24 protein-coding genes are annotated in these 25,107 nt (G+C 75.0%); 17 read left to right on the forward strand and 7 right to left on the reverse strand.

The features are described 5' to 3' along the window. The first annotated feature begins 68 nt into the window (after positions 1-68). On the forward strand, positions 69-518 hold the full coding sequence (locus tag ACIF6L_RS26015) for a VOC family protein (RefSeq protein WP_329489182.1): 450 nt from the start codon (positions 69-71) through the stop codon (positions 516-518). 76 nt (positions 519-594) lie between these two features. Here ACIF6L_RS26015 and ACIF6L_RS26020 read toward each other — a convergent pair whose 3' ends face one another. Then, the gene (locus ACIF6L_RS26020) at positions 595-2,055 is read right to left on the reverse strand and encodes an NCS2 family permease (RefSeq protein WP_359803806.1); all 1,461 of its coding nucleotides are present in this window, start codon (positions 2,053-2,055) and stop codon (positions 595-597) included. Between the two features lie 314 nt (positions 2,056-2,369). On the opposite strand from ACIF6L_RS26020, the gene ACIF6L_RS26025 reads away from it, so the two are divergent. Genes ACIF6L_RS26025 through ACIF6L_RS26035 form a run of 3 tightly spaced genes read left to right on the forward strand, consistent with a single transcriptional unit; the run spans position 2,370 to position 5,637 of the window. Further along, positions 2,370-2,672, forward strand: coding sequence for a DUF2530 domain-containing protein (locus tag ACIF6L_RS26025; protein WP_359803807.1), 303 nt, complete (start codon positions 2,370-2,372; stop codon positions 2,670-2,672). A 52-nt stretch (positions 2,673-2,724) separates the two neighbouring features. Beyond that, entirely contained in the window at positions 2,725-5,217 is a 2,493-nt protein-coding gene (locus ACIF6L_RS26030) for an HAD-IC family P-type ATPase (protein ID WP_396488854.1), read from the forward strand. A gap of 18 nt (positions 5,218-5,235) precedes the next feature. Further along, entirely contained in the window at positions 5,236-5,637 is a 402-nt protein-coding gene (locus ACIF6L_RS26035) for a hypothetical protein (protein ID WP_329489178.1), read from the forward strand. Here the strand turns inward: ACIF6L_RS26035 and ACIF6L_RS26040 are convergent. Both ACIF6L_RS26040 and ACIF6L_RS26045 read right to left on the reverse strand, forming a co-directional pair. Then, the gene (locus tag ACIF6L_RS26040) at positions 5,582-8,887 is read right to left on the reverse strand and encodes a sacsin N-terminal ATP-binding-like domain-containing protein (RefSeq protein WP_396488856.1); all 3,306 of its coding nucleotides are present in this window, start codon (positions 8,885-8,887) and stop codon (positions 5,582-5,584) included. The genes ACIF6L_RS26035 and ACIF6L_RS26040 overlap by 56 nt on opposite strands. Before the next feature lie 183 nt (positions 8,888-9,070). Then, a complete protein-coding gene (locus tag ACIF6L_RS26045; RefSeq protein ID WP_359803867.1) occupies positions 9,071-9,949 on the reverse strand; it encodes a DUF3027 domain-containing protein in 879 nt (292 codons plus the stop codon). A 554-nt stretch (positions 9,950-10,503) separates the two neighbouring features. Here ACIF6L_RS26045 and ACIF6L_RS26050 point away from each other — a divergent pair. From ACIF6L_RS26050 to ACIF6L_RS26065, 4 genes are all read left to right on the forward strand, one after another. Further along, positions 10,504-11,868, forward strand: coding sequence for an MFS transporter (locus tag ACIF6L_RS26050; protein WP_396488941.1), 1,365 nt, complete (start codon positions 10,504-10,506; stop codon positions 11,866-11,868). 93 nt (positions 11,869-11,961) lie between these two features. Next, positions 11,962-12,495, forward strand: coding sequence for a hypothetical protein (locus tag ACIF6L_RS26055; protein ID WP_329489176.1), 534 nt, complete (start codon positions 11,962-11,964; stop codon positions 12,493-12,495). Between the two features lie 11 nt (positions 12,496-12,506). Beyond that, complete coding sequence (locus ACIF6L_RS26060; RefSeq protein ID WP_396488857.1) at positions 12,507-13,301, forward strand: futalosine hydrolase; 795 nt, start codon at positions 12,507-12,509, stop codon at positions 13,299-13,301. Next, positions 13,294-14,139, forward strand: coding sequence for a 1,4-dihydroxy-6-naphthoate synthase (locus ACIF6L_RS26065; protein ID WP_329489174.1), 846 nt, complete (start codon positions 13,294-13,296; stop codon positions 14,137-14,139). The genes ACIF6L_RS26060 and ACIF6L_RS26065 overlap by 8 nt, the downstream gene beginning before the upstream one ends. A 16-nt stretch (positions 14,140-14,155) precedes the next feature. Here ACIF6L_RS26065 and ACIF6L_RS26070 read toward each other — a convergent pair whose 3' ends face one another. Continuing rightward, positions 14,156-14,539, reverse strand: a complete 384-nt coding sequence (locus tag ACIF6L_RS26070) for a cold-shock protein (protein WP_329489173.1) — start codon at positions 14,537-14,539, stop codon at positions 14,156-14,158. A 453-nt stretch (positions 14,540-14,992) separates the two neighbouring features. Here ACIF6L_RS26070 and ACIF6L_RS26075 point away from each other — a divergent pair, with 453 nt between their 5' ends. After that, positions 14,993-15,229 (forward strand): hypothetical protein, encoded by a 237-nt coding sequence (locus tag ACIF6L_RS26075; RefSeq protein ID WP_329489172.1) that lies wholly within the window; start codon positions 14,993-14,995, stop codon positions 15,227-15,229. 12 nt (positions 15,230-15,241) lie between these two features. On the opposite strand, the gene ACIF6L_RS26080 is transcribed toward ACIF6L_RS26075, so the two are convergent. Next, positions 15,242-15,880 (reverse strand): HAD family hydrolase, encoded by a 639-nt coding sequence (locus ACIF6L_RS26080; protein ID WP_396488860.1) that lies wholly within the window; start codon positions 15,878-15,880, stop codon positions 15,242-15,244. 135 nt (positions 15,881-16,015) lie between these two features. On the opposite strand from ACIF6L_RS26080, the gene ACIF6L_RS26085 reads away from it, so the two are divergent. From ACIF6L_RS26085 to ACIF6L_RS26115, 7 genes are all read left to right on the forward strand, one after another. Next, positions 16,016-17,074, forward strand: a complete 1,059-nt coding sequence (locus ACIF6L_RS26085; protein WP_396488862.1) for a FecCD family ABC transporter permease — start codon at positions 16,016-16,018, stop codon at positions 17,072-17,074. Next, entirely contained in the window at positions 17,071-18,123 is a 1,053-nt protein-coding gene (locus ACIF6L_RS26090) for a FecCD family ABC transporter permease (RefSeq protein WP_396488863.1), read from the forward strand. Before ACIF6L_RS26085 ends, ACIF6L_RS26090 begins: the two co-directional genes overlap by 4 nt. After that, positions 18,123-18,944 (forward strand): ABC transporter ATP-binding protein, encoded by an 822-nt coding sequence (locus tag ACIF6L_RS26095; protein ID WP_396488864.1) that lies wholly within the window; start codon positions 18,123-18,125, stop codon positions 18,942-18,944. Before ACIF6L_RS26090 ends, ACIF6L_RS26095 begins: the two co-directional genes overlap by 1 nt. Before the next feature lie 80 nt (positions 18,945-19,024). Beyond that, positions 19,025-20,008, forward strand: coding sequence for an ABC transporter substrate-binding protein (locus ACIF6L_RS26100; RefSeq protein WP_396488866.1), 984 nt, complete (start codon positions 19,025-19,027; stop codon positions 20,006-20,008). Positions 20,009-20,182: 174 nt separating this feature from the next. Then, positions 20,183-20,509 carry a hypothetical protein gene (locus ACIF6L_RS26105; RefSeq protein ID WP_396488868.1) on the forward strand — a complete coding sequence of 109 codons (327 nt, stop codon included), beginning with the start codon at positions 20,183-20,185 and terminating at the stop codon, positions 20,507-20,509. Beyond that, complete coding sequence (locus ACIF6L_RS26110; protein ID WP_396488869.1) at positions 20,509-21,849, forward strand: putative T7SS-secreted protein; 1,341 nt, start codon at positions 20,509-20,511, stop codon at positions 21,847-21,849. The genes ACIF6L_RS26105 and ACIF6L_RS26110 overlap by 1 nt, the downstream gene beginning before the upstream one ends. 23 nt (positions 21,850-21,872) lie before the next feature. Beyond that, positions 21,873-22,367: a SitI3 family protein gene (locus tag ACIF6L_RS26115; protein ID WP_359803815.1), complete on the forward strand. Its 495-nt coding sequence runs from the start codon at positions 21,873-21,875 to the stop codon at positions 22,365-22,367. 96 nt (positions 22,368-22,463) lie between these two features. On the opposite strand, the gene ACIF6L_RS26120 is transcribed toward ACIF6L_RS26115, so the two are convergent. Further along, positions 22,464-23,462, reverse strand: a complete 999-nt coding sequence (locus ACIF6L_RS26120) for a zinc-dependent alcohol dehydrogenase family protein (protein WP_329489163.1) — start codon at positions 23,460-23,462, stop codon at positions 22,464-22,466. 148 nt (positions 23,463-23,610) lie between these two features. Here ACIF6L_RS26120 and ACIF6L_RS26125 point away from each other — a divergent pair, with 148 nt between their 5' ends. Beyond that, a complete protein-coding gene (locus ACIF6L_RS26125; RefSeq protein WP_329489162.1) occupies positions 23,611-23,952 on the forward strand; it encodes a helix-turn-helix transcriptional regulator in 342 nt (113 codons plus the stop codon). A gap of 62 nt (positions 23,953-24,014) precedes the next feature. Here ACIF6L_RS26125 and ACIF6L_RS26130 read toward each other — a convergent pair whose 3' ends face one another. Then, positions 24,015-24,977, reverse strand: a complete 963-nt coding sequence (locus tag ACIF6L_RS26130) for a hypothetical protein (RefSeq protein WP_396488872.1) — start codon at positions 24,975-24,977, stop codon at positions 24,015-24,017. Positions 24,978-25,107 lie beyond the last annotated feature (130 nt).

Below are 25,107 nucleotides of genomic sequence, written 5' to 3' on the forward strand. Positions count from 1 at the left end.
TGCCATTTTTGGCAGGCCCGTCAGGTCGGTCATTGATCGCGCGTCAGGTAACCTATATAACGGGTTACATGCCTCTGCACTGGAAGCTCGTCATCGACTGCGCCGACCCCCACCGCCAGGCCGCCTTCTGGGCCGCCGCCCTCGACTACACCGTCGAGGACCACAGCGCCCTGATCGCCCGCCTGCTCGCAGCCGGCGCCGTGACCCCCGACCTCGTCACGGAGACCGACGGCCGCGCCGCCTGGCGCACCCTGGCCGGCGTCCGCCACCCCGACGAGCCCTTCGACCCGGTCAGCGGCACCGGCCTCGGCCGCCGCCTGCTCTTCCAGCAGGTCCCCGAGGCGAAGACCGCCAAGAACCGCCTCCACCTCGACCTCCACCCCGGCCCCGACGCCCGCGACGCCACCGTGGAACGGCTGGAGGCCCTCGGCGCCACCGTCCTGCGCGCGGTCGACGAGCCCGGCGGCTCCTGGACGGTCATGCAGGACCCGGAGGGCAACGAGTTCTGCGTCCACTAGGGAGTGCACCGGCCCCCGCGAACGCACCGGGCCCCTCCCCGCACGAGGCGGGGAGGGGCCCGGCGGGCACTACGGCTCAGAGCAGGCCGAGGGCCGGCATCAGGTAGTAGAAGGCGAAGACGGCCGAGACCGCGTACATCGCGATCGGCACCTCGCGGCCGCGCCCGGCGGCGAGCCGCAGGACGCAGAAGGCGATGAAGCCGAAGCCGATGCCGTTGGTGATGGAGTACGTGAACGGCATCATCACGATGGTCAGGAAGGCCGGGATCGCGATCGTGTAGTCGGCCCAGTCGATCTCCTTGATCGAGTTGGCCAGGATCAGGAAGCCGACGGTGACCAGGGCCGGGGTGGCGGCCTGGGCGGGGACCATGGTGGCGAGCGGGGTGAGGAAGAGCGCGACCATGAAGAAGGCGCCGGTCACGATCGAGGCGAAGCCGGTACGGGCGCCCTCGCCGACGCCGGCCGTGGACTCCACGAAGCAGGTGTTGGCGGAGGAGGAGGTCGCGCCGCCGGCGGCGGTGGCGATGCCGTCCACCATCAGGATCCGGTTGATGCCGGGCAGGTCGCCCTTGGCGTCCAGCAGGTGGGCCTCGTCGGCGACGCCGAGGATGGTGCCCATCGCGTCGAAGAAGCAGGACATCAGGACGGTGAAGACGAAGAGGACGCCGGTGAGGACGCCGACCTTCTCGAAGCCGCCGAACAGGCTGACCTTGCCGACCAGGCCGAAGTCGGGCGCCGCCACCGGGTTGCCGGGCCAGCTGGGGACGGTGAGGCCCCAGCTCGTGGCCGGGATGTCGGCGACCTTGTCGATCACCACGGCGAGGCCGGTCATCACGACGATGGAGACCAGGATCGCGCCGGGCACCTTGCGGACCACCAGCACCAGGGTGAGCAGCAGGCCGAGCACGAAGACCAGTACCGGCCAGCCGAGCAGGTGGCCGTTGCCGCCGAGCTGGAGCGGGACGGTGGTGTGGGCGGCGTCCGGGATGCGGCTGACGAAGCCGGAGTCGACCAGGCCGACCAGGCTGATGAAGAGGCCGATGCCGATCGCGATCGCCTTGCGCAGGCCGAGCGGGACGGCGTTCATGACGCGCTCGCGCAGACCGGTGGCGACCAGGATCATGATCGCGAAACCGGCCAGCACCACCATGCCCATGGCGTCCGGCCAGGTCATCTTGGGCGCGAGCTGCAGCGCGACGATGGTGTTGACGCCCAGGCCGGCGGCGAGGCCGATCGGGACGTTGCCGATCACGCCCATCAGCAGGGTGGTGAGACCCGCGGTGAGCGCGGTCGCGGTGACCAGCTGGGCGCTGTCCAGGTGGGCGCCGGTCATGTCCGTGGCACTGGCCAGGATGATCGGGTTGAGCACCAGGATGTAGGCCATGGTGAAGAAGGTGGCGATGCCACCGCGGATCTCGCGCGGCAGGGTGGAGCCGCGCTCGGAGATCCGGAAGTAGCGGTCCAGCGCGCCGGCGGGGGGCTTCGGCGCGTTGGAGGCGGGCTCGGGCGACTCGGTGGTCGGCTGGGCCACAGGCATGCGTGCGTCCTCTGGTGGGGGCTGAGGAGGGGGACACCCGGAGCGACGGTGGTGGCCGGGCGGGCCCGGTGGGACGGGCACGAACACAGGCGTCCTGGGCATGGCGCGGCCAACCGGAATCACAAGTATGAGTTCCCCAATCGCACACGCGCTATCTTCGCGCGTAGAACGATCACACCCCAGGAACGGCGGGGTGGCCGCCGGCCCGGGCGCGCCCCCACCGCCGCGGCGACGCCGGGGCCACCCGCCGAAGGTGTCCGGGACCGGCCCGCGTGATGGCGGACAACCGCACCCCGCCCCGTACGCTAGGCCTCATGCCGAAGAGCCCGCTGCACCCCTCGCCCCCGCCGCTGGAGGCCAACGACGTCGCCATCGTCGGCGGTGGCACGGTGCTGTGGTTCGTCGCCTTCCTGGTCCTGCTCCCCTTCCAGGGCACCCTCTCCGACCACGGCCACGGCAGCTGGCCGTGGATCTGCCTGTCCGGCGCCGGCCTCGGCCTGATCGGCCTCTGGTACTGCCGCGCCCGCCGGGACGCCATCGCCCGCGACCGGGCCGCCGCGGCCGCGTCGCAGGCCGCCGCCGGTGACGGCGGCGACCCGGCCACCCAGTCGGACTGAATAGTCCTTTAGTAGCACGCATCGGACATAAGGCGCCCGTAGAGTCGGTGCCATGACGCACCCTGCGCAGCCTGCCGAAGAGACGCCCGGGGACCGGCACGACGGCGCCCACCCGCTCGGCCTGCTGCCCGGCCGGCGCGGCGGACTGAGCACCGCGGAGGTCGCCGAACGGGTCGCCCGCGGCGACGTCAACGACGTGCCGGTGCGGTCCAGCCGCTCCACCCGCGAGATCGTCCGGGCCAACGTCTTCACCCGGTTCAACGCGATCATCGGCGTGATGTTCGGCATCATCCTGGTCGTCGGACCGATCCAGGACGGACTGTTCGGCCTGGTCATCGTGGCCAACACGGCGATCGGCATCATCCAGGAGATGCGCGCCAAGAAGACCCTGGACAGCCTCGCGCTGATCGGCGAGGCCAGACCGCAGGTCCGCCGGGACGGCGCCGTCCAGCAGATCGCCACCGGCGAGATCGTGCTGGACGACACCGTGCTGCTCGGCATCGGCGACAAGGTGATCGTCGACGGCGAGATCACCGAGGCGGACGGTCTGGAGATCGACGAATCGCTGCTCACCGGCGAGCCCGACTCGGTTCTGAAGCAGCCGGGCGACCAGGTGATGTCCGGCAGCTTCGTGGTGGCCGGCGCGGGCGCGTTCACCGCCACCAAGGTCGGCCGGGAGGCCTACGCGGCGCAGCTGGCCGAGGAGGCCAGCCGGTTCTCCCTGGTCAAGTCGGAGCTGCGCAGCGGCATCGACAGCATCCTGCGGTTCATCACCTGGCTGCTGATCCCCACCGCGATCGGTCTGATCATCAGCCAGCTCGCGGTGGAGGGACGGGACTGGAGGGAGGCCGTCCGGCGGATGATCGCCGGCATCGTGCCGATGGTCCCCGAGGGTCTGGTGCTGCTGACCTCGGTCGCCTTCGCGATCGGGGTGGTCCGGCTGGGCCGCAAGCAGTGCCTGGTGCAGGAGCTGCCCGCGATCGAGGGCCTGGCCCGGGTGGACACCGTCTGCCTGGACAAGACCGGCACCCTCACCGAGGGCGGCATGGACGTCGTCGAGCTGCGCACCCTGCCGCCGGGGCCGGAGGCCGACGGCCGGCCGAGGGCGGACGCGCCGCCGGGCCGGCCGGTCCTCTCCGACCCGGAGGTCGTCAAGCAGGCGCTCGGGGTGATGGCCGGCGCCGACACCCGCCCCAATCCCTCCATGCAGGCCGTCATCGACGCGTACGGCAGGGGCGACACGGAGCACGGCAACGGCGGCGGCTGGCGGGTGATCGAGGCGATGCCCTTCTCCTCCGCCCGCAAGTGGAGCGGTGTGCAGCTGCTGGAACCGCAGGGCGGCGAGGCCAGCTGGCTGCTGGGCGCCCCGGACGTGCTGCTGCCCACCGGCCACCCGGCCCTCACCGAGGTGGACGAACTGGGCACCAAGGGGCTGCGGGTGCTGCTGCTCGGCCGCACGCCCGTCCCGCTGGACTCCCCGGACCCGGCCGCCGACCTCCAGCCGCTCGCCCTGGTGGTGCTCCAGCAGCGGCTGCGCGAGGACGCCGCCGACACCCTGCGCTACTTCGAGGGGCAGCGCGTCCGGGCCAAGGTGATCTCCGGCGACGCCGCCGTCTCGGTCGGCGCGGTCGCCTCGCACCTGGGCCTGCCCGGCGCCGACCACCCGCTGGACGCCCGCACCCTGCCGACCGATCCGCAGGAGCTCGCCGACACCGCCGACCGGACCAGCGTCTTCGGCCGGGTGACCCCGCAGCAGAAGCGCGACCTGGTCGGCGCGCTGCAGTCGCGCGGGCACACCGTGGCGATGACCGGCGACGGCGTCAACGACGTGCTGGCGCTCAAGGACGCCGACATCGGCGTGGCGATGGGCACCGGCAGCGACGCCACCCGGGCGGTCGCGCAGATCGTGCTGCTGAACGACTCCTTCGCCACCCTGCCGTCGGTGGTCGCCGAGGGCCGCCGGGTGATCGGCAACATCGAGCGGGTGGCCGGGCTCTTCCTGGTGAAGACGGTCTACTCGGTCCTGCTCGCCCTCCTGGTGATCTTCACCCACTCGCCGTACCCGTTCCTGCCCCGGCACTCGACGGTGCTCTCCACCCTCACCATCGGGATCCCGGCCTTCTTCCTGGCGCTGGCGCCCAACAACGAACGGGCCAGGACCGGCTTCGTCCGCCGGGTGCTGCGGATGGCCGTGCCGGGCGGGATCATCGCCGGCACGGCCACCTTCACCGCGTACGCGCTGGCCCGGGCCGACCACGCCACGGACCTGAAGTCCGACACCAGCGTGGCGACGCTGACGCTGTTCCTGGTGGCGTTGTGGGTGCTGGCGATCGTCGCCCGGCCGTACAACTGGTGGCGGCTGCTGCTGATCGCGACGATGGGCGGGGCGTTCACGCTGGTGCTGACGGTGCCGTGGCTGTCCGACTTCTTCCAGCTCTCGCTCTCCGGCACCCGGGACCCCTGGATCGGTGTCGGCATCGCCCTGGTGGCCGGACTCCTGCTGGAGGTCTCCTGGCGGATCATGCGGCGGAAGGCGGATGATTGACCCTGAAGGGGGTCCTGAATGGCGCGCAGGGGTGGGGACTTGGAGGCGTTCACCGCCTTCCTGGGGGGAATGCTGGCGGCCGGGGCGGCCGGGCTCGCCCTGGTCGGCGCCGATGCGCTGATCGAACCGGGGCCGTGGCTGCGCAAGGCCGCGCCGGTGGTGGTCGCGGTGCTCTGGCTGACCGTCACGGTCGGCCTCTACCGGTGGCTGGGCGCGGCCGCCCGGACCGGCTGGACCGGGGCACGGGCGCCCGGGCCCGGCTCCCGCCCCGCCGGCCGGGACGGGCACCGGGCGGGCCACCCGCGCCCGGCCGGAGCCGACCGGGCGCCGGCCCGCCGCCCCGGCCGCGGGCCCGCCAGCCCGGTCAGCCCTCGAAGTCCCGGGCGGCCGAGAGCTCGTAGGCGCGGTCCGGCTCGGTGAGCGCGGCCAGCACCTCGAACCGGCGGTGCCACTGCCCGACCGACCAGGCGAGACCGGCCGCCAGACCCTCCGGGGTCGCGGCGTGCAGCAGCCCCGGCACCGGCGGCAGCTCGAACTCGTCGTCCTCGTCCGCGGCTTCGGCGGCGTCCGGGTCGTAGGGCGCCTCCGGGGCGTCCGCCGCGGTGTCCCACCGCCAGTCCACGGCGGCCTCCTCGCCGTCCGGGCCGACCACCAGCAGCTCCTCGTGCTCCTCGTAGGCCACCGGGCAGCCGGGCAGCAGCTCGCGGACCACGGCGGGCACCCGGTGCAGCTGCCCCTCGGAGAGCACCCGGCCGCCGGCCACCTCACTGGCCAGCGAGACGTGCAGGCGCTCGGCGAGGTCGGCGGCCAGCGCCGGGGCGACCGGCAGCAGCGGGTACGGGTGGAGCAGCTGGACGAGGTCCGGGGCGTCGGCGACGACCGCCTCGGTGGCGTCCACCAGCACCGTGTGCGCGGGCCGGCGGCCGGTCTCCCGGTCCAGCGGCGGCAGCGCCCGGACGACGTCCAGCGGCTCGATCCGGTCCGCCGCCACCCGGGCCAACGCGCTGTGGATTCCGTGCAGTTGACGGTGCCCAATAACGGAGGCCGGGTCGGTGAGCCGGTCCAGCAGCTCGTCCGGCCCGTGCGGTTCGGCCAGCAGCGCGGTCAGCGTGGTGCGCACCCCGAGCGCGTGCAGGAACTGCTCGTCCAGCGTCGTCCGGGCCTCCTCGAAGAGGCCGCGCAGCAGCGGGTCGGCACCTGCCGCCCGCAGCCCGGCCGGCTCGCGGCCGTCCAGCACCGGGTGGTCGCGCAGCCACCACGCGGTGTACGGCGGCAGGTCCGCGTACGAGCCGTCGGGCAGCAGGGTGCGGACGGGGTTGACCACGGCCTCCCGGTACGGCGGGCGGGCGAGGGCGGCGAGCGCCTGCGGCCACGCGTCGTCGTCCACCAGGTCGAGGTCGCGGACGACCAGCAGTTCGGCCGCGACCGGCGGGACACCGACCGGGTCGGCGTCGTCGGCGTGCAGTGCCTCCAGGGCGTCCTCGGCCCACTCGGCGAGGCCGTCGGGCGCCTCGTCCAGCAGCCCGGTGGGGTGGCCGCCGGCCGCGCGGTCGGCGGGGGCGGTCGGGTCGAGCCGCTCCAGGTCGTCCGGGTCGAGCACCACGTCCTCGGCGCGGACCAGCACGAAGTCGGCCAACACCCCGACGGCGGTCAGGACTTCGGGGCCCCAGCGGTCCAGCAGCTCGTCGTCGATCCAGCCGGCGTCCTCCTCCCGGGCCAGTGCGGCGAACGGGCTGTCCGGCAGGATCAGCTCACCCGCGCGGGCCGGCTCGCCCTCGTCGTCCAGCAGCGCCAGCCGGGCCAGCCACGGGTGCTCGCCGACCGCCGGAGCGGCCGCCTTGACCAGGGCGAGCACGGACTCGGCGACGTCGGTGGCGGCGTCCAGGTCGTCCTCGGCCAGCTCGTAGGAGCGGGCCACGGCGGCCCGCACCTCGGGAGTGTCCAGCACCCCGGCCGGGGTGGCGGTGCCGGCGCCGAGCTTGGCCAGCAGCGGGTGCGCCGCCTCCGGGTGGGCCAGCCGCAGGTCGAGCAGGGCCAGCGCGCCGGCCAGCGCCTCGGGGTAGCCGGGGAAGGCCGCCCAGTCGGCGTCCTCCGAGGGCAGCAGGACCCGGCGCGGACCGGTGACCGTCCGGCCGTCGGCGAGCGGCACGGGCAGCGCGCCGAGCGCCTCCGGGTCGGCCGCGCCGAGCGCCGCGTAGAGGTTGCGCCACCAGGCGGGCTCGCGGTCCAGGCCGCCGAGCTGGTCGACCACGTCGGCCAGCGGCACCCGGCGCACGTTCAGCACCCGCAGCTCGGTGCGGCGCTCCAGGCCGGCCGGCAGCAGGCCGGGGAAGATCGGGGCCAGCGCCTCGACGACCGAGTGGTCCGCGCCCTCCAGCACCGTGGCGTCCCGGGGCCGCAGTGCGGGCGTGCCCTCCTCGACCGGTGCGGTGTGCGGCAGGAACGGCGTGCCGGGCAGCCGGGCGAGGATGCCGGCCCGCAGCGCGTTGTCCAGCGCGCCCTGGCCGAGCGGGCCGGGGACGAGCCCGAGCGAGCCGAGGTCGCCGCCGCGGGCGCGCAGCAGGTCGGCGTAGCTGTCGGCGGCGCGCTCGGTGACGAAGTCGGCGAGCGGGCCGGGGGCGACGTGCCGGCGGGTGGAGTCCAGCGGGTAGGAGGCGATCAGCAGCGCGGGCAGGCCGAGCGGTTCGTCGCTGGGGGTGGGCGCGTGCAGCACCGGGGCGATCCCGGTCGGCTGCGGGCTGCCGTCGGCGGCGACCGGGACGGCCCAGGTCACCGTCCAGTACGGACGGGCGCGCTCCTCGGTGGGGCGGTCGGCGAGCAGCGCGGCGTCCAGGGTGCCGGAGGCGCCGGCGGTCTGCCAGACGGCCTGCCGCAGCCGGCCGCCGGCGTCGTCGGTGACGGTCACCTCGGCGACGCCGTCGGGACGCGCCTCGGCGGCGCCGCGGGTGAGGGTGCGGGTGCCCTCCTCGGTCTCCACCACGATCTCGGCGAGCCCGGGCAGGGTGAGCAGCAGGGCGTCGTCGATCCCGGCCAGCAGCCGGCGGGTGAGGTCCTCGGCGGCGGCGTCGCGCAGCGGCAGCACGACCACCGTGTCGTACCCGGCCGGGGCCGGGCCCTCGGCCGAGAACGGCAGCCGCAGCAGCGGCACGTGGCCGTCGCGGCGGCGCAGCTCCTCGCCGAGCGCCGGCTGCGCCTCGGCCAGCGCGCGGGCCTCGCCGAGCGACCAGCGCACGCCGCCGGCGGCACCCAGCACGGCGGGCTCGTCGGTGACGGCGAGGACGGCGGCGAAGCCGACGCCGAACCGGCCGACGGTGGGCTGCTCGTCGGCGCGCTTGGAGGAGGCGCGCAGAGTGGACAGCGACTCGACGGCGGCCGCGTCCAGTGGCGCACCGGTGTTGGCGGCGGCCAGCACACCGTCCGCCAGGGTCAGCCGCAGCCGGCCCGGGGCACCGCCCGCGCGGGCCGCCGCGTCGGCCGCGTTCTGCGCCAACTCGACGACCAGCCGGTCACGGTAGCCGCCGAGGGCGAGCTCCTCCTCGGCGTTGGCGTCCTCCCGGAACCGGGCCGGGGAGGCGGCCCAGGCGTCCAGCACCCGGCGGCGCAGGACGGCGCTGCCGAAGGGGTCCGCGTGGTGCTCGTCCGTGCCGCTGCCGATGATCCGAGGTTCCACTGGAACTGCCACCCTCCGCCGCCCTGTACTTCGTACGGGGGGCATTCTCCCCCGCCCGGGCACCCCCTGCGGACCGGGCCCGGGCCGCGGCGCCGTTCCGCCCGGTGGGGGCGGTTCCGGGCCGCTCCCGGGCCCGGGAACAGCCGGGCTCGGGAACGCGGCCCGGCTCAGGAGCCACCGTGCTCAGGAGTGGCCGAGCTCCTCGGCCGGGGCGTCGGGCTCCACCGAACCGGAGGTGCGGTCGGGGTGCAGCTGGAGCGGCTCGATCACCAGCTCGTCCAGGATCAGCTCGGACGGCGCCGGCGGGGCCGGGATGACGGCCGCCTCGGAGTGCCCGCCGCAGCCGTACGCGAAGGAGACGATCTGACCGTCGGCCGGGCCGAACTCGTTGCCGCAGACGCCGAAGGCCTGACCGAGCGAGCCGCCGATCGGGACGAGGAAGCCGCAGCTCGCGCAGGAGGCCGGCGCGGCCTGTGCCATCGGGGTCTGCGGGCCGTGCGCCTTCTCCCAGCGGTCGGCGGCCAGGTGCAGCCCGAGCCGGGAGAGCACCCGGCTGCGGCCCAGGCCGAGCTCCTCGGCGAGGGCCCCGATCTGGGCGCGGGCCGGGGCCGGCTGGACCGACGGGTCGGAGACGACCACGTCCTCCTCGGCCAGCGCCACCACGGAGTTCGGGGCCGGCTCGTCCTCGCCGGTCCAGCCCGGCTCCAGGCGCAGGTCGTCGGCGTCGGTGGGCAGCAGGTCCCCGGGGCCCATGTCGCCGGGGCGCAGCCGCTCGCTCCACGGCACCCACTGCGGGGCCAGCACGGCGTCGTCGCCCGGCAGCAGCACGACCTCGTCCAGGGTCACGTTCTTGGCGCGGGGGGCGCGGGCCACGGTGACCGCCCAGTGCCAGCCCCGGTATGCCGCGTCCAGGCACTCGAAGGTGTGGGTGACGACGCGGTCGGCATCCGCCTGGACGCCGAGGTGCGCCCCTACGGTCTCTGCTCCGACGGCCTCGTCCGCTGCCTGCCGGGCGAGTTCGACGGCCTCGGCACAGAGCCGATCGGGGGTACGGCTTCGCATCGCAGCACTCACGGCGTCGATTCTCTCCCAGTTCTTCTGTTGCCCACGGCGTGTTGCCTGTTCCGTCGCGGCTCGGTTTCCCTCGACCATTCTGCGCGACCACGGGCCGCCACGGATACCGGCCGCGCCGCCCGTCCGGTCCTCCGGAGTCCGGCGCGCGTTCGGGCGGACCCTGGGCAGGCTACCCGCCGGTCGGCCACCCGGCACAGTCCGGGGCGCCCGCCGGCTCCGGAAGGGCCGCGCCGAGCGGAGCGGAATCCCGCGTCGCAGTACCGATTCTGGGGCAGGATGGGCTTGTGGCGGACGAAAAACCGTCGCAGCACGCACTGCGCGCCTCGCAGGCCGGCAGCCCCGACGAGGCGAACGCCGTGCCGCGACAGCAGGCTCCGGCCCCCGGTGCGGGCGAACCGCACCAGGTGGGCGCCTCGACGGTGCCCGGACGGGACGGCGACGGGCCGCCGGTGGATCTCGTGAAGCGCCCGGACCGGCCGGCCGACGAAGCGTCCGACGCCGCCGGAGAACTCGACGGCGCGCCCGAGGCCCGCCGACACTTCCTGGTCCGCACCGCCTCCGCCGCCGGCGCCCGAACCGGAAAGGTCGTACACGGCACCGGCCGGCGGATCCGCCGGGCGACCTCCGCCGAGGGCGCCGGGGAGTCCGGCCTGGCCAAGCTGATCGAGCTGCACGCGCTGAACTCCTTCGGCGACATGCTGATCACCGTGGCGCTGGCCTCGACCATCTTCTTCTCCGTCCCCACCGGCGAGGCGCGCGGCCGGGTCGCCCTCTACCTGCTGATCACCATGGCGCCGTTCGCGCTGCTGGCGCCGGTGATCGGCCCGCTGCTGGACCGCCTGCCGCACGGCCGGCGGGCCGCGATGGCGATGTCGATGCTGGCCCGCGCGGTGCTGGCGTGGACGATGGCCGGCACGGTGTCCGGCGGCGGGCTGGCGCTCTACCCGGAGGCGCTGGGCGTCCTGGTGGCGTCCAAGGCGTACGGGGTGGTGCGCAGCGTGGTGGTGCCACGACTGCTGCCGAGCCGGCTGTCACTCGTGAAGGCGAACTCCCGGGTCACCCTGGCCGGGCTGCTGGCCACCATGGTGGCGGCCGGGGTCGGCGGGGTGCTGCACCTGATCGGGCCGGGCTGGCCGCTGCGCGGCGCCTTCCTGGTCTTCGTGGTCGGCACCCTGATGGCCTTCCACCTGCCGCACGAGGTGGACTCCGCCAAGGGCGAGCAGCGGGCCGTCCTGCACGCCGAGGCGCACGGCGAGCCCGCCGCCGTGCCGGGCGCCGAGGAGGCCAGGAGCGCCGACACCCCGAAGGCGTCCCTGCGCACCGTCGGCCCGTCGGTGATCCTGGCCCTGCGGGCGATGTCGGCCCTGCGCTGGCTGGTCGGCTTCCTGGTGATGTTCCTGGCGTTCCTGCTGCGCGAGGATCCGGTCGGCGGGCTGCAGCCGACCCTGGCGCTCGGCCTGGTGGCGCTGGCCGCCGGCACCGGCAACGCGCTCGGCTCGGTGCTCGGCTCCTGGCTGCGGACCCGCGGCTCGGAGGCGACGGTCACCGCGATGCTGCTGCTGGCCACCTGCGCGACGGCCGCCGCCGCGCTCTGGTCCGGCGTGGTGACGGTGGTGGTGGTCGCCGCCGCGTCCGGGGTGGCGGCCTCGCTGGGCAAGCTGGCGCTGGACGCGCTGATCCAGCGGGACGTCCCGGAGTCGGTGCGGACGTCGGCCTTCGCCCGCTCGGAGACGCTGCTGCAGCTGTCCTGGGTGGCCGGTGGCGCGGTCGGCATCCTGCTGCCGCTGGACGGCGCGCTGGGGCTCTCGGTGGCGGCCGGCGTGGTCGGCGTGGTGCTGCTCTGGACGGTTCGCGCGCTGTTCAAGGTGGGCACCCGGCGCCGCGCGACCGCCCCGCGGGTGGCCTAGCCCCGCGCCGCCCCCCGCACCGCCCCCGGGCCGCAACACGCGGTTGCCGACCCCCGCGTAGCGTGATCGGCAAAGCCCGGTAGCCTCTGACGCATGAGCCTCAGCACCCGTGTCATCGCCGCCGTCGGCGCCGTCGTCGTGATCGGCGCCGGCACGGTCGGCGGGTCCATCGCCTACGCGACGGGCCAGGAAGAACCCTCCAGCCACCGTGTCACCCTCACGGTCGGCCGGTCCTCCATGGAGGTCGGGCCGTTCTGCTTCAACGACGGCAAGCCGCTGACCGACGAGCAGCAGGAGGAGTGCCAGAACCGGGCGAGCAAGGCGCTGGACGAGGGCAAGCTGCCCTCCTCCGACGTGGTCGCCAGCGACCAGCTCGGCCTCGGCGTGACCCCGGACGTGGCCGACCGCGGCTGGTGGGCCAACACCAACGGCGGCCAGCAGGCCCAGGGCGGCCGCTTCATCCTCGCCTCGGCCGCCAAGGGCTCGACCTACTCCGGCTCGGTGTCGGCCTCCAAGGCCCTCAACGCCTCCGGCAAGACCCTGGTCACCGTGGTCGAGTCGGACCCGAAGCAGCCGGACGCGATCTACGGCGTCTGGTACTTCCAGCTGAACACCCAGGACGCCTGACCGGCCGTCCGATGACCGCGCGACTCCACGACGACGAGCAGTCGGCCCCCCGGCGGGGCCGACTGCTCGTCGTCGTCGCGGTACCGGCCGAGGCCGCCGCCGTGCTGCGGGGCCTGGGCCGCCGCGAGGACGGCGCGGAGGCCGCCCCGGTGCCGGTGCCCGGCGGCGGGCTGCACCGCGCCGAGCACCCCTCGGGGGTCACGGTGGACGTGCTGGCGGGCGGGGTCGGCCCGGCCGCCGCCGCCTCGGCCGCGTCCGCCGCGCTCGCCGTCGGCCGGTACGACCTGGTGCTCTCGGCCGGGATCGGCGGCGGGTTCGCCCCGGCCGCGCCGGTCGGCGCGACCGTGCTCGCCGAGGCGATCGTCGCCGCCGACCTGGGCGCGGAGACCCCGGAGGGCTTCGCCGACGTCACCGAACTGGGCTTCGGGACGGTCCGGCACACCCCCGCCCGGGCCACCGTGGCCCGCGCCGCCGAGGCGCTGGGCGCCGCGGCCGGCGACTCCCCGGTGGTCACCGGCACCGTGCTCACCGTCTCGACGGTGACCGGCAGCGCCGCCCGCGCCGCCGCCCTGACCGCCCGCCACCCCGACGCGGTGGCCGAGGCGATGGAGGGCTTCGGGGTGGCCGAGGCCGCCGCCCGGCACGGGGTGCCGGTCTTCGAGCTGCGCACCGTCTCCAACCCGGTGGGCCCCCGCGACCGGGCCGCCTGGCGGATCGGCGAGGCCCTCGCCGCGCTGGAGCGGGCCTTCACCGCGCTCCCCTACCCGGAGCTCCTGACCACGTCCGAGGAGGCCCGCCGTGGCTGAACGGCTGACCATCGCCCACTCGCCCTGCCCGAACGACACCTTCGTGTTCCACGCCTGGACGCACGGCCTGGTGCCCGGCGCGGACGCCCCCGAGGTCACCTTCGCGGACATCGACGTCACCAACGGCCTGGCCGAGCGCGGCGAACTGGACCTCCTGAAGGTCAGCTACGCCGCGCTGCCCTGGGTGCTGGACGAGTACGCGCTGCTGCCCTGCGGCGGCGCGCTCGGCCGCGGTTGCGGCCCGCTGGTGCTCACCCGCCCGGAGACCGGCGACGACCTGAGCGGCCGGACGGTCGCCGTCCCCTCCGAGCGGTCCACCGCCTACCTGCTGTTCCGGCTCTGGGCGGCCAAGGCGGTGCCCGGCGGCCTGGGGAAGATCGTCGTCCTGCCGTTCCACGAGATCATGCCCGCCGTCCGGGACGGCCGGGTGGACGCCGGCCTGGTGATCCACGAGGCCCGCTTCACCTACCGGCAGTACGGCCTGCGCAGCCTGGCCGACATGGGCGAGGCCTGGGAGCGCGAGACCGGCCTGCCGATCCCGCTCGGCGCGATCATCGCCAGGCGCTCGCTCGGCGCCGAACGGCTGCGCGCGGTCACCGAGGCGATCCGCGCCTCCGTCCGCCAGGCCTGGGCCGACCCGTCGGCCAGCCGGGAGTACGTGCTCGCGCACGCCCAGGAGATGGACCCGGCCGTCGCCGACCAGCACATCGGCCTGTACGTCAACGAGTTCACCGCCGACCTCGGCGAGGACGGCTACGCCGCGGTGCGGGCGCTGCTCACCCGGGCCGCCGCCGAGGGGCTGGTACCCCCGCTCGACCCGGGTGCGCTGGACGCCTGAGGACGGCCGGACCGGCCTACACGTCGAACTGGTCGGCCACCGCGCGCAGCACCCCGGCCAGCTTCTGGCCGGTCGGCTTGGCCGGGTAGCGGCCGTGCTGGAGCCCGGGCAGCACCGCGTCCATCATGGTGATCAGGTCCTGCACCAGCGCCGCCATGTCGTCCGCGCTCTTGCGCGTGGCGGCGGCGACCGACGGCAGCGCGTCCAGCAGCTGCACGGCCATCGCCTGGTCCCCGCGATGGCCCGCGACCACGCCGAACTCCACCCGCTGACCGGGCTTCAGCACGGTGACACCGGCGGGCAGCGCCTTGGTGTGGACGAAGACGTCGCCGCCGTCGTCGCGCGAAAGGAAGCCGAAGCCCTTCGTCTCGTTGAACCACTTCACCTGGCCGGTGGGCATCTCGAACAGTCCTCGATGTGGGTGTGAGGGATCCCGGCCCTGGCCGGGGATCACTGGGTGGTGGAGGGCGGGCCGACCTCGGCTCCGCGCCCGTGGGGCGCTCATGGTCAGCACGCTGTGGAGAGCAGACTAACGGTCAGTCACTGCCTCATCCGCGATCCGCGGAGGATCCGTACCGGGCTCTGGTGGCCACCGGCGACCAGGTACTGGCACGGCGGGGACGCGGCTTCGCGCTTTCCACTGGCTCACACCCCCGGTCTGAGGAGACGGGGCGCACCTGTCGCACCCCTCGGCACAGCGTGCATACCCCTGCCCAGCAGGGATCAAAACTCCCAGCTTCCGGGAAACTGCGCAACGTGACCGGACGGGTCGCCCCCGAAACGGTCCGCCGCCGGCGCGGGCGGCGTCCTCTGCCAGACTGGGACGGCCGACCGACCGCAGAGGAGCACCCCAGTGAGCAGCCAGAGCGCCGACCGCGGCGACGCCTACGTCAAGGCCGGAGCGATCGTCTTCGGGTTCGGCGCGCTCGCCACCCTGGTCACCTTCGTCCCGCTGTTCCTGCACCTGACGCCGCTGCCGACGGCCGCGTACTGGCTGAGCATGCTGATGCCGCTGGGCTTCCTGCTCGCCCTGACCGGCCTGCTGCTCTCCGCCCGCGCCCAGCGCCGCCGGGTGCACGCCGGGGCCTGACCGGCCCGCGCCCTAGCCGACCGGCCGCGCGGCCAGGTGGCCGGCCAGCCACTCGGGGAAGCCGGTGAGGTCGGCCAGCACCACGTCCGCGCCCGCCGCCAGCAGGTCCTCGGCGCCGTACGGCCCGGTCGCCACGCCGACCGCCACGGCGTCCGCGTGCTTGGCCCCCCGGATGTCGCCGAGGTGGTCGCCGACGTACACCGAGGCGCCGTGCTCGCGCAGCGCGACGCCCTTGGTCTCCGCCCAGAGGTCCCCCACCAGCGCGTCCGCGTGCAGCCCGGCGTGCTCCAGGTGCAGCCGGGCGTTCGGCTCGTACTTGCCGGTGATCACCACGACCCGGCCGCCGTGCGCGCGCACCGCGTCGATCGCGGCGTGCGCGCCGGGCAGGGCGACGGTCGGGGCGAAGGCGAGGTCCCGGTACAGCACGCGGTAGCGGTCGGCGACCGCCTGCACCCGCTCGGCCGGGAACCAGTTGCTCAGTTCGTCCAGCAGCGGCGGGCCGAGCCGGGTGACCACGAGGTCGGCGTCGATGTGCGCGCCGGTCTCCGCCGCGAGCGCCAGATAGGTGGCCCGGATCCCGGGCCGGGTGTCCAGCAGGGTCATGTCGAGGTCGAAGCCGACGGTGAGCGGGACGTCCGGGGTAGCAGGCATGCCGCCAGGCTATCCAACCCCGCCGCCGGAACGGCCGGCTCCGTCCCGGTCCGGCTCCCGGCCGGGGGCCGGAGCGATTTGCCCCGGCTTCTCCGTGGAACTTAGGTTTGCCTGAGCTATCTGCGAGAGAGAGCCATGACCGACACCACCGCGCCGACGGCCGCACCCCGGTCCGCACCCGCGCCCGGCACGCGCCCGCTGCCGCGCCGCCGAATACTGTGGCTCGCCGCCGCACTGGCCCTGCTGGCCGCCGCCGTCCTGCTCAGCCTGGCCGTCGGCAGCCGCACCATCCCGCTCGGGGAGACCCTCGACGCCCTGTGGCACGGCGGGGACACCACCAACGCCGTGGTGGTCCGCGAGCTGCGGGTGCCGCGCACGGTGGTCGGTCTCGCGGTGGGCGCGGCGCTCGGCCTCGCCGGCGCCGTCATGCAGGGCATCACCCGCAACCCGATCGCCGACCCGGGCATCCTCGGCGTCAGCCAGGGCGCGGCGGCCGGCGTGGTGCTGGCGATCTCCGCGTTCGGCGTCTCCACCCTCACCGGGTACGTCTGGTTCGGCTTCGCCGGGGCGGTGATCGCCACCGTGCTGGTGTACGGCCTGGCCGGCCGGGGCCGGGGCGGAGCGACCCCGATCAAGCTGGCGCTGGCCGGCTCGGCGATGTCGGCGTTCATCGCCTCGCTCAACACCATGGTGCTCACCACCGACGCCGCCGCGATGGACCAGTTCCGGTTCTGGCACGTCGGGTCGCTCTCCGGACGCACCGCCGACGTGGCCTGGCAGCTGCTGCCCTTCCTGCTCGTCGGCACCGTCCTGGTGTTCGCGGTGGCGCGGGGGCTGGACGCGCTGGCGCTCGGCGACGACACCGCCAAGGGGCTCGGTGCCAGGACCGGCCTGGTGCGGGCGGTCGGCGCGCTCGGGGCCACCGTGCTGACCGGCTCGGCGGTCGCCGCCGCCGGTCCGATCGCCTTCGTCGGACTCGCCGTGCCGCACGCCGCCCGGGCGGTGGCCGGGGCGGACCACCGCTGGGTGCTCGCCTTCTCCGCCGTGCTCGGCCCGGCGCTGCTGCTGCTCGCCGACGCCTTCGGCCGGGTGCTCTTCCCGCCGTCCGAGGTGCCCGCCGGGGTGATGACCGCCCTGGTCGGGGTGCCGGTGCTGGTCGCGCTGGTCCGGCGCCGCAAGGTGGTGGCCGCGTGAGCGCCTCCGTCGTCCCGCTGCGGGGCTACACCGTGCTGCGCGCCGGGCGCGCCTCTTTCCTGCTGCACCGCCGCTCCGCCGTCGCGGTGCTCGGCCTGCTGCTGGCGCTGGCCGCCACCGTCGTCGCCTCGCTCTGCCTGGGCGAGTCCACCGTCTCCCCGGCCGAGGTGGTGAAGGTGGTGCTGGGGCGGCCCAGCCCGCACGAGCTGGTGGTCGGCGAGTTCCGGCTGCCCCGGGTGGTGGTCGGGCTCCTGGTCGGCACCGCGCTCGGCCTGGCCGGCGCACTGGTGCAGACCGTCGCCCGCAACCCGCTGGCCAGCCCCGACGTGGTCGGCGTCTCCTGGGGCGCCACCGCCACCGTGGTCGGGCTGATGGCGTACGGCGTGGTCGGCTCCGCCGGCCAGGTGCCGTGGGCGGCGGTCGCCGGCGGCCTGGTGGCCGGGGTGCTGGTGTACGTGCTGGCCTGGCGGCGCGGTCTGCACGCCCAGCGGTTCGTGCTGATCGGCATCGGCATCAGCGTCGCGCTCTCCTCGCTCACCTCGGTCTTCCTGACCAAGGGCGACGGCTTCCAGGCGCAGGCCGCGAAGGTGTGGATGACCGGCAGCCTGAACGGCTCCGGGTACGGCCAGGCCGGCTGGCTCGCCTGGGTGCTGCTGGCCGCCGTACCGGTGGCGCTCTGGGCGGCGCGGGCGCAGCGTTCGATCTCCTTCGACGACGCCACCGCCGTCGGGCTCGGCCTGCGGCTGGACCGGATCCGGCTCGGCATGGGGCTGCTCGGCGTCGTGCTGGCCTCCTGTGCGGCGGGCGCGGCCGGGCCGGTGGACTTCGTCGCGCTGATGGCCCCGCAGATCGCGCTGCGGCTGGCCCGCTCGGCGCAGATCCCGCTGTTCTGCTCGGCCCTGACCGGTGCGCTGGTGGTCGTCCTGGCCGACCTGCTGGCCCGGCGGCTGCTCTCGCCCACCGAGCTGCCGGTCGGCGTGGTGACCGGCCTGGTCGGCGCGCCGTACCTGATGTGGCTGCTCGTCCGATCCCGCCGTGGAGGTTCCTGATGTCCGCCCGTCCGACGCCGGCCCACCGTCTCGAAGCCCGGGGCCTGACCCTCGCCTACGAGGCGCGCACGGTCGTGGAGGGGCTGGACCTGACCGTCCCGGACGGCCGGGTGACGGTGATCGTCGGCCCGAACGCCTGCGGCAAGTCGACGCTGCTGCGCGCGCTCGGCCGGCTGCTGAAGCCGGTGCGGGGCGCGGTGCTGCTGGACGGCGCCGAGCTGGCGCGCGTCCCGACCAAGCGGATCGCCCAGCGGATCGGGCTGCTCCCGCAGTCCCCGACCGCGCCCGAGGGCATCTCGGTGGCCGACCTGGTCTCCCGCGGCCGCCAGCCGCACCAGAGCTGGTGGCAGCAGTGGTCGGCCGAGGACGAGCGGGCGGTCGCCGAGGCGCTGGAGCGCACCTCCACCGCCGAACTGGCCGAGCGCAGCGTGGACGAGCTGTCCGGCGGCCAGCGCCAGCGGGCCTGGATCGCGATGGCGCTCGCCCAGGGCACCGACATCCTGCTGCTGGACGAGCCGACGACGTTCCTGGACATCGCGCACCAGGTCGAGGTGCTGGACCTGGTCCGGCGGCTCAACGTCGAGCGCGGGCGGACGGTGGTGGCCGTGCTGCACGACCTCAACCAGGCCGCCCGCTACGCCGACCACCTGGTGGCGATGCGCGCCGGCCGGATCGTCGCCCAGGGTGCGCCGGCCGAGGTGGTGACGGCGGAGCTGGTGCGCGAGGTGTTCGGTCTGGACTCGGTGGTCGTGCCGGACCCGGTGACCGGTACCCCGCTGGTGGTCCCGGGCGCGCCGTGGGCGGTGAAGGCCGACGCCTAGCGGGCAATTCGGACATAATCGACGCGCCCGCGGCCACCGCGGGCACGCCCGTTCCCCGTCCGCCCGCCCGAGGACCGCCGATGCCCCCGCTCACCCGCCGCACCCTGCTCGCGGGGCTCGGCGCCGCCGCCCTCGCCGGGTGCAGCACCCGGCACACCGCCCCGCCCGCCGACGGCGCCGCCGCCGCCGCCGCGAGCGTCACCCCGACCCCGACCCCGGTGCCCGACGCCACCGTCGGCGCCGCGACGGGCCCGGTCGCGGTGCCGGGTGCGCCGATGCGCGTGGTCACCCTGGACACCGCCGAGCTGGACTCCGCGCTGACGCTGGGCATCACCCCCGTCGGCGCGGCCCTGGCGCCGCTGGACACCGGCTTCCCCGACTACTGGCCCGCCTCCCGGGTCGCCGGGCTCACCCGGGTCGGCGACGCCGGTGCCCCGGACCTCGCCGCGATCCGCGCCCTGCGGCCCGATCTGATCCTCTCCAACCAGGCCCGTGACGGCGGCCGCTACGACCAGCTGCGCGAGATCGCCCCCACCGTGCTGACCCAGACCACCGGCTACCCGTGGAAGGCGAACGTCCAGCTGCACGCGCAGGCGCTGGGCCGCCAGGACGCCGCCGAGGCCTTCGTCGGCTCCTACCAGCGGCATGTCTCCCAGGTCGTCCAGGCGCTGTCGAACGCCAAGGCCTCCGGGCGCCGGGTCGGCCTGGTGCGGTTCGTCGAGGGCGCGGGCATCAGACTGTACGGTCGGCAGAACTTCCCCGGCACGGTGCTGGCGGACGTCCAGCTCGGCCGGCCGGACGCGCAGAACGTCGACCAGTTCGACGTCGAGATCCCGGCGGACCAGATCGCCCGGGCCGACGGCGACCTGCTGCTGTACGCCACCTACGGCGACCCGGAACGGGCCGGCACCAGGGCCGTACTGGCCTCCCCGGCCTGGCAGGGCCTCGGCGCCGTACGCGCCCACCGGGCCTTCGAGGTGGACGACCGGCTCTGGTTCCAGGGCATCGGGTACACCGGGGCGAACTACGTGCTCGCCCAGCTCCAGCGCTTCCTGGGGGCCTGAGCCGGGACCGGTCCGGGGCCTGGACCGCGCCCCGCGCCGGGGCCTGACGGCGCGTGACCGGTGCGACCGGGGCCCCGACCGGTCACCGCGCCGCACCGGAACCGGACCGCACGGCCCCGCGTCACTGTTCCCGGGCGCCCGCAGGACGCCTGCTCGGCACAGACGGGAGGGCTCATGGCAGACGGATTCAAGGTCGATCTGGGTGCCTTGGACGACGCGGCTTCGGGGATCACCAACACCCTGGCGAAGATGCAGTTCAAGAAGGTCAGCGACCTCGACCCGAAGAAGGAGGACTTCGGGCACGGCCACCTGGCCGACGTCGTCGAGAAGTTCTGCACCCGCTGGCAGCTGGGCGTGGAGAACCTGGCCAAGGACGCGCAGGCCGTCACGGCCCGGCTGAACGCGAGCGTGAAGGCCTACCGCGAGGTCGACGGACACGTCGTCGGCCATCTGAGCGGCACCCTGAGCCGCGACAGCGGCGAGGACCCGGGAGCGAAGTGATGGCGAAGGAACTGGGCGGCACGTCCGACCCGAAGGAGCTCGTCCCGGGCGACCCGGAGGCGATCGCCTCCACCTGTGCCTGGCTCAAGAGCTACGGGGACACCCTGCACTCGACCGGCGAGGGCCTCAAGCGGATCGACACCGTCGAGGGGTGGTCGGGCAAGGCCGGCGACGCCTTCCGGAAGGCCTTCGAGGGCGAGCCGGGCAAGTGGCTGGAGGCCGGCGACTGCTTCCACAACGCCGCCACCGCGCTCACCGCCTACCAGTCGACCCTGACCTGGGCGCAGGGGCAGGCGGCCGAGGCGATCCGGCAGTGGGACGCGGGCCAGAGCGCCAGCAGCCGGGCGAAGGGCGACCACCAGGAGGCGGAGCGCAACGCCGGCCACGAACTGCCCTTCACCGACCCCGGCGAGAGCACCCGGGACGGCGCGCGGCAGACCCTGGCCAACGCCCGCGGCCAGCTCAAGTCGGCCGGCGACACCGCGGCGAAGACCGTCGCCACCGCGCGCGACAAGGCCCCCGAGGAGCCCGGCTTCTGGGACGACGTGGGTGACTTCTTCTCCGACGCGGGGGACTTCCTGGGGGACGTCGGCCAGGTCGTCGTGGAGGACCTCGCCTCGGTCGGCAACGCCATGCTGCAGAACCCGGGCGCCGCGCTGGAGGTCGCGGGCGGGCTCGCCCTCGCCACGGTCGGCGCGGGCGGCGAGGTCCTCGGCGTCGGCCTGGACCTCACCGGCGTCGGCGCGGTGGTGGGCGTACCGGTCAACGTGCTCTCGGCCGGCGTCATCGCCACCGGTCTCGGGATGGCCGGCATCGGCGCGGGCGAGATCGCCCAGGACGCCATGGGCTCCAGCCGGGTCCACATGGAGGGCGAGGGCGGTGGCGGCGGCGGGTCCGGCGAGCTGCACACCCAGCCGTCGAAGGGGGCCGACCCGTCCGCCACCCCGGAGGGGCACACCACCAACATCCCGAGGAACGCCGACGCGACGACCCGCCGGGCGTTCGAGCGGGAGAACGAGTCCGCCGAGATCATGGCGCGCAACGGCTACAAGGTCGAGCAGAACCCGAACGTCACCGGGACGACCAAGAACCCCGACTACCGCATCGAGGGCGAGGTGTTCGACTGCTACGCGCCCACCGCCTCGAACCCGCGCTCCATCTCCACCGGCATCCAGAAGAAGGTGGACTCGGGCCAGGCCGACCGCATCGTGCTGAACCTCTCCGACAGCGGTGTCGACGCGGCCGCCATGCGCAAGCAGCTCCAGGACTGGCCGATCGAGGGTCTCAAGGAGATCAAGGTCATCGACTCGTCCGGCAACGTGGTCCACTTCTACCCCTAGACGAACCGAGAGAGACGCCCAGCATGGCTATTGCCTACAGCCTCGACCTGGTGACCCCGCTCACCGCGGCCGAGGTCGCAGAGAAGCTCGACGAAATCGCCCGTCCGCAGGCGCTGTTCGGTGCCGGGGAGGACGCCGGCACCCTGGTCGCCGACGGCGCCGTCACCGCCCGCGGCACCTGGATCCGGGTGGTGGCGACCAAGGCGATCCCGTGGGGGGACCCGCTGATCGGCGGCCGCCCCTTCGGCGCGACCGTCTCGGTGGCCTTCCGCCTCGACAAGGCGGCCGACGTCTCCGACCAGCAGGACGACACCGTCCGGCTGACGCTCGGCCTGCTCGGCCGGGTCCCCGGCGACGCCGCGCTGCACCTCGACTACGAGGACGTCTGGCTGGTCCGCCAGGGCGGCGAACTGACCCTGAGCGAGCGCTCCGACCTCTGGCCGGCGCACCGCCTGGCCGCCGTGCCGGCGCCCTACCGGCGGCAGACCCAGGACTTCTTCTTCCCCGAGGACGACTGACCTCCGGGTCGGCGCCGGGAGCGGGACGTCGGACCCGCCGACTTCCCGCTCCCGCACCGGCGGCGAATCCGCGCTGCCGGCCGGCACCGCGGCGCCTCAGTGGTCGACGGAGACCACGATCTTGCCGAGCTGGTTGCCGGCCTCCAGGTAGCGGTGGGCCTCGGCGACCTCGTCCAGGCCGAAGACCCGGTCCACCACCGGGGCGAGGGAGCCGGTGCGCAGGCCGGAGGTGACGAAGGCCTCCGCGCGGCGCAGCCGCTCCGGGTCGCGGGTCGTCTCGTGGATCACGTAGCTGCGGATGTTCACCGCGGGCATGCCGAGGTCGAGGTTCGGGTAGGGCGTCGGCTCGCCGCTCAGCCAGCCGTAGAGCAGCACGGTGCCGCCGGCGGCGGTCGCCCGGACGAGGTCCGTCACACCGGGGCCGGCGACGGCGTCGAAGACGAGTTCGGCGCCCCGGCCCGAGGTCAGGGCCAGCACCCGCGCGCTGATCTCCTCCTCCTCGGTGACGATCACCTCGGCCGCCCCGGCCTTGAGCAGGGCCTCCCGCTTGGCCCCGGTCCGGGTGGTGGCGATCGGGACCGCCCCCGCCCGGCGGGCGATCTGGATCGCGGCCAGGCCCACACTGCTGGAGGCGGCGGTCAGCACGACGGTGTCCCCCGCCCGCAGGCCGCCGACCTCCACCAGCGCGCCGTAGGCGGTCACATAGGGCATCCAGACCGCCGCGCCCTCGACCGCGCCGAGCCCTGCGGGCCGGTGCAGCACGGCCGCCGCGGGGACGATCGCGCGCTCGGCGTAGACGGGGTAGTCGTTCATCGAGAACGCGGGCACCACGCTGACCGGCTGCCCCGGCTCGAACCCGGCCACCCCGGCCCCGACGGTCTCGACCACGCCCGCCGCCTCGGCGCCGAGCCCGGCGGGGAAGCTCCGGGGTGCCTCCAGGTAGGTGCCGCGGCGGAACAGCGCCTCGGCCCGGTTGATCCCGATCGCGTCCACCCGGATCAGCAGCTCGCCGGGGCCCGGCGAGCCGACCTCGACGTCCTCCAGCCGCAGTACCTCCGGCCCGCCGTGCTCGTGGAACCGCACTGTCCTGGCCATCGCGCATCGCCCCCTTCCGGTCGGTGACGGCGGTGCGGACCACGCGCCGCCGCGTCCCACTAGATCCGAAAGGGCGTCAGCTGTCAAACTTCGACCGTCGTCGTACTTTGACGTCTGCCGTACCATGTGCGCCGGAGGTGGCCGAACCATGGCAGCAGCACAGCGCGGCGGGCAGCAGCACCGCATCCCGCCGCACCCGGACGTCCGGGAGATCGGTCTTCAGCAGGTCCTGGAGGCGCTGGTCGACCCGGTCCGGCGCCGGATCGTCGCCGAGCTGGACACCGCCGTCGAGGACCTCGCCTGCGGGACGATCGACCTGCCGGTCAGCAAGTCCACCGCCACCCACCACTTCCACGTGCTGCGCGAGGCCGGGCTGATCCGCCAGTACTACGTCGGCACCTCGCGGCTGAACGCGCTGCGCCGCGAGGAGTTCGAGGAGGCCTTCCCGGGGCTGCTCGGCGCCCTGCGGGTGGAGCGCGAGCGCGGCTGAGCGGACCGGGACGGCCAGGAGCGGACCGGGCCGGGCCGGCGCGTCCCCCGGCCGGGGGCGGCTCAACCCTCCGGCTGGACCCGCTTCTTCAGCGCCATGCCGAGCAGGAACAGCGCCGACAGCACGGCCGCGAGGCGGAGCACGCCCGGGGCCGCCGACCAGGCGATCTCGCCGGCCGGCTGCCCGGGCTGGAGCCCCCCGCCCCAGCGCCCCTGGGCCCGGCCCCAGTACCAGAGACTGGTCCCGCTGATCGTCGCCAGCGGGATCCCGAGAATGGCGAACTTCCTGGTGAGATCGCTCAGTTGACGGGACATGTAGCCGAGCGCCCAGCCCACCAGCATCACCACGATCTGGCCGCTGACGGCTCCGCCGACCAGCGTCACCGAGGCGAGCAGCAGGAGCGGCGACGGGCGGCGGCCGGCCATCGCCGACGGCTTCGGGGGCGCGGCGGCGGGCTCGGGCTGCGGCGGCGTCTTCCCCCGGCCCCGCGCCCGGCCCCCGGCTCCCGCCCTGCTCGCGCCCTTGTCCTTGTCCTTGTTCTTGCCCTTGCCCTTGTCCTTGCCCTCGGCCGGGTCGGGCTCGGCGGGCGGCCCGGCCGCCGCGGCCGCCTCCCCGCCCTCCGCCCGCTGCTCCGGGATCGGCGTGATCGCCGCCCCCGGACCGTCCGAGAAGTTGAGCATCACCAGATCCCAGCCCCCGGCGTCGGAGGACGCGTACAGCTGCGGGGACGGCAGGGCGTCCGGGTCGGCCGGGGCGTCCCGGAACGACTCCGCCACCCACGGCGAGCCCTGGTCCTCCGGACCGGCCGGCCGCCCCGACCGCGGGGGCGCGGGCGGGGCGGAGGGGCGCGGGGGCACCACCGGCGCGCCGGTGGCGTACACGCTGTCCTCGTTCGCCGGGCCGCCGGAACCACCGGCCGCACCGGCACCGCCCGCGCCGTCACCCGTCCCACCGCCCGCGCCGTCACCGCCGCCGGACGGCTCGCTCCACGGCCCGCGCCTGCGCCACCACTCGCCGTCCGCCATCACCCAGCACCCCGCCTCGCCCGAGCCCGTCCCCGAAGACCTCGCGGGACCGCGCGGGACCGCGCCGGGCCCCGCGGATCCCCGCTGCTCGTGACGCTACCCACCCGGCCCCCGCCCACGCGAGCCCGGT

It is taken from the genome of Kitasatospora sp. NPDC086009, assembly GCF_044540385.1.
Taxonomy (GTDB): domain Bacteria; phylum Actinomycetota; class Actinomycetes; order Streptomycetales; family Streptomycetaceae; genus Kitasatospora.

Excerpts from the sequence above, each read along its gene's own strand:
- ACIF6L_RS26085 (WP_396488862.1), top strand. The coding sequence starts at position 16,016 with ATGACCGACACCACCGCGCCGACGGCCGCACCCCGGTCCGCACCCGCG.
- ACIF6L_RS26120 (WP_329489163.1), bottom strand. The coding sequence starts at position 23,462 with ATGGCCAGGACAGTGCGGTTCCACGAGCACGGCGGGCCGGAGGTACTG.
- ACIF6L_RS26095 (WP_396488864.1), top strand. The coding sequence starts at position 18,123 with ATGTCCGCCCGTCCGACGCCGGCCCACCGTCTCGAAGCCCGGGGCCTG.
- ACIF6L_RS26035 (WP_329489178.1), top strand. The coding sequence starts at position 5,236 with ATGGCGCGCAGGGGTGGGGACTTGGAGGCGTTCACCGCCTTCCTGGGG.
- ACIF6L_RS26045 (WP_359803867.1), bottom strand. The coding sequence starts at position 9,949 with ATGCGAAGCCGTACCCCCGATCGGCTCTGTGCCGAGGCCGTCGAACTC.
- ACIF6L_RS26080 (WP_396488860.1), bottom strand. The coding sequence starts at position 15,880 with ATGCCTGCTACCCCGGACGTCCCGCTCACCGTCGGCTTCGACCTCGAC.
- ACIF6L_RS26110 (WP_396488869.1), top strand. The coding sequence starts at position 20,509 with ATGGCGAAGGAACTGGGCGGCACGTCCGACCCGAAGGAGCTCGTCCCG.
- ACIF6L_RS26130 (WP_396488872.1), bottom strand. The coding sequence starts at position 24,977 with ATGGCGGACGGCGAGTGGTGGCGCAGGCGCGGGCCGTGGAGCGAGCCG.
- ACIF6L_RS26020 (WP_359803806.1), bottom strand. The coding sequence starts at position 2,055 with ATGCCTGTGGCCCAGCCGACCACCGAGTCGCCCGAGCCCGCCTCCAAC.
- ACIF6L_RS26055 (WP_329489176.1), top strand. The coding sequence starts at position 11,962 with ATGAGCCTCAGCACCCGTGTCATCGCCGCCGTCGGCGCCGTCGTCGTG.
- ACIF6L_RS26115 (WP_359803815.1), top strand. The coding sequence starts at position 21,873 with ATGGCTATTGCCTACAGCCTCGACCTGGTGACCCCGCTCACCGCGGCC.
- ACIF6L_RS26030 (WP_396488854.1), top strand. The coding sequence starts at position 2,725 with ATGACGCACCCTGCGCAGCCTGCCGAAGAGACGCCCGGGGACCGGCAC.
- ACIF6L_RS26105 (WP_396488868.1), top strand. The coding sequence starts at position 20,183 with ATGGCAGACGGATTCAAGGTCGATCTGGGTGCCTTGGACGACGCGGCT.
- ACIF6L_RS26100 (WP_396488866.1), top strand. The coding sequence starts at position 19,025 with ATGCCCCCGCTCACCCGCCGCACCCTGCTCGCGGGGCTCGGCGCCGCC.
- ACIF6L_RS26070 (WP_329489173.1), bottom strand. The coding sequence starts at position 14,539 with ATGCCCACCGGCCAGGTGAAGTGGTTCAACGAGACGAAGGGCTTCGGC.
- ACIF6L_RS26060 (WP_396488857.1), top strand. The coding sequence starts at position 12,507 with ATGACCGCGCGACTCCACGACGACGAGCAGTCGGCCCCCCGGCGGGGC.
- ACIF6L_RS26015 (WP_329489182.1), top strand. The coding sequence starts at position 69 with ATGCCTCTGCACTGGAAGCTCGTCATCGACTGCGCCGACCCCCACCGC.
- ACIF6L_RS26025 (WP_359803807.1), top strand. The coding sequence starts at position 2,370 with ATGCCGAAGAGCCCGCTGCACCCCTCGCCCCCGCCGCTGGAGGCCAAC.
- ACIF6L_RS26125 (WP_329489162.1), top strand. The coding sequence starts at position 23,611 with ATGGCAGCAGCACAGCGCGGCGGGCAGCAGCACCGCATCCCGCCGCAC.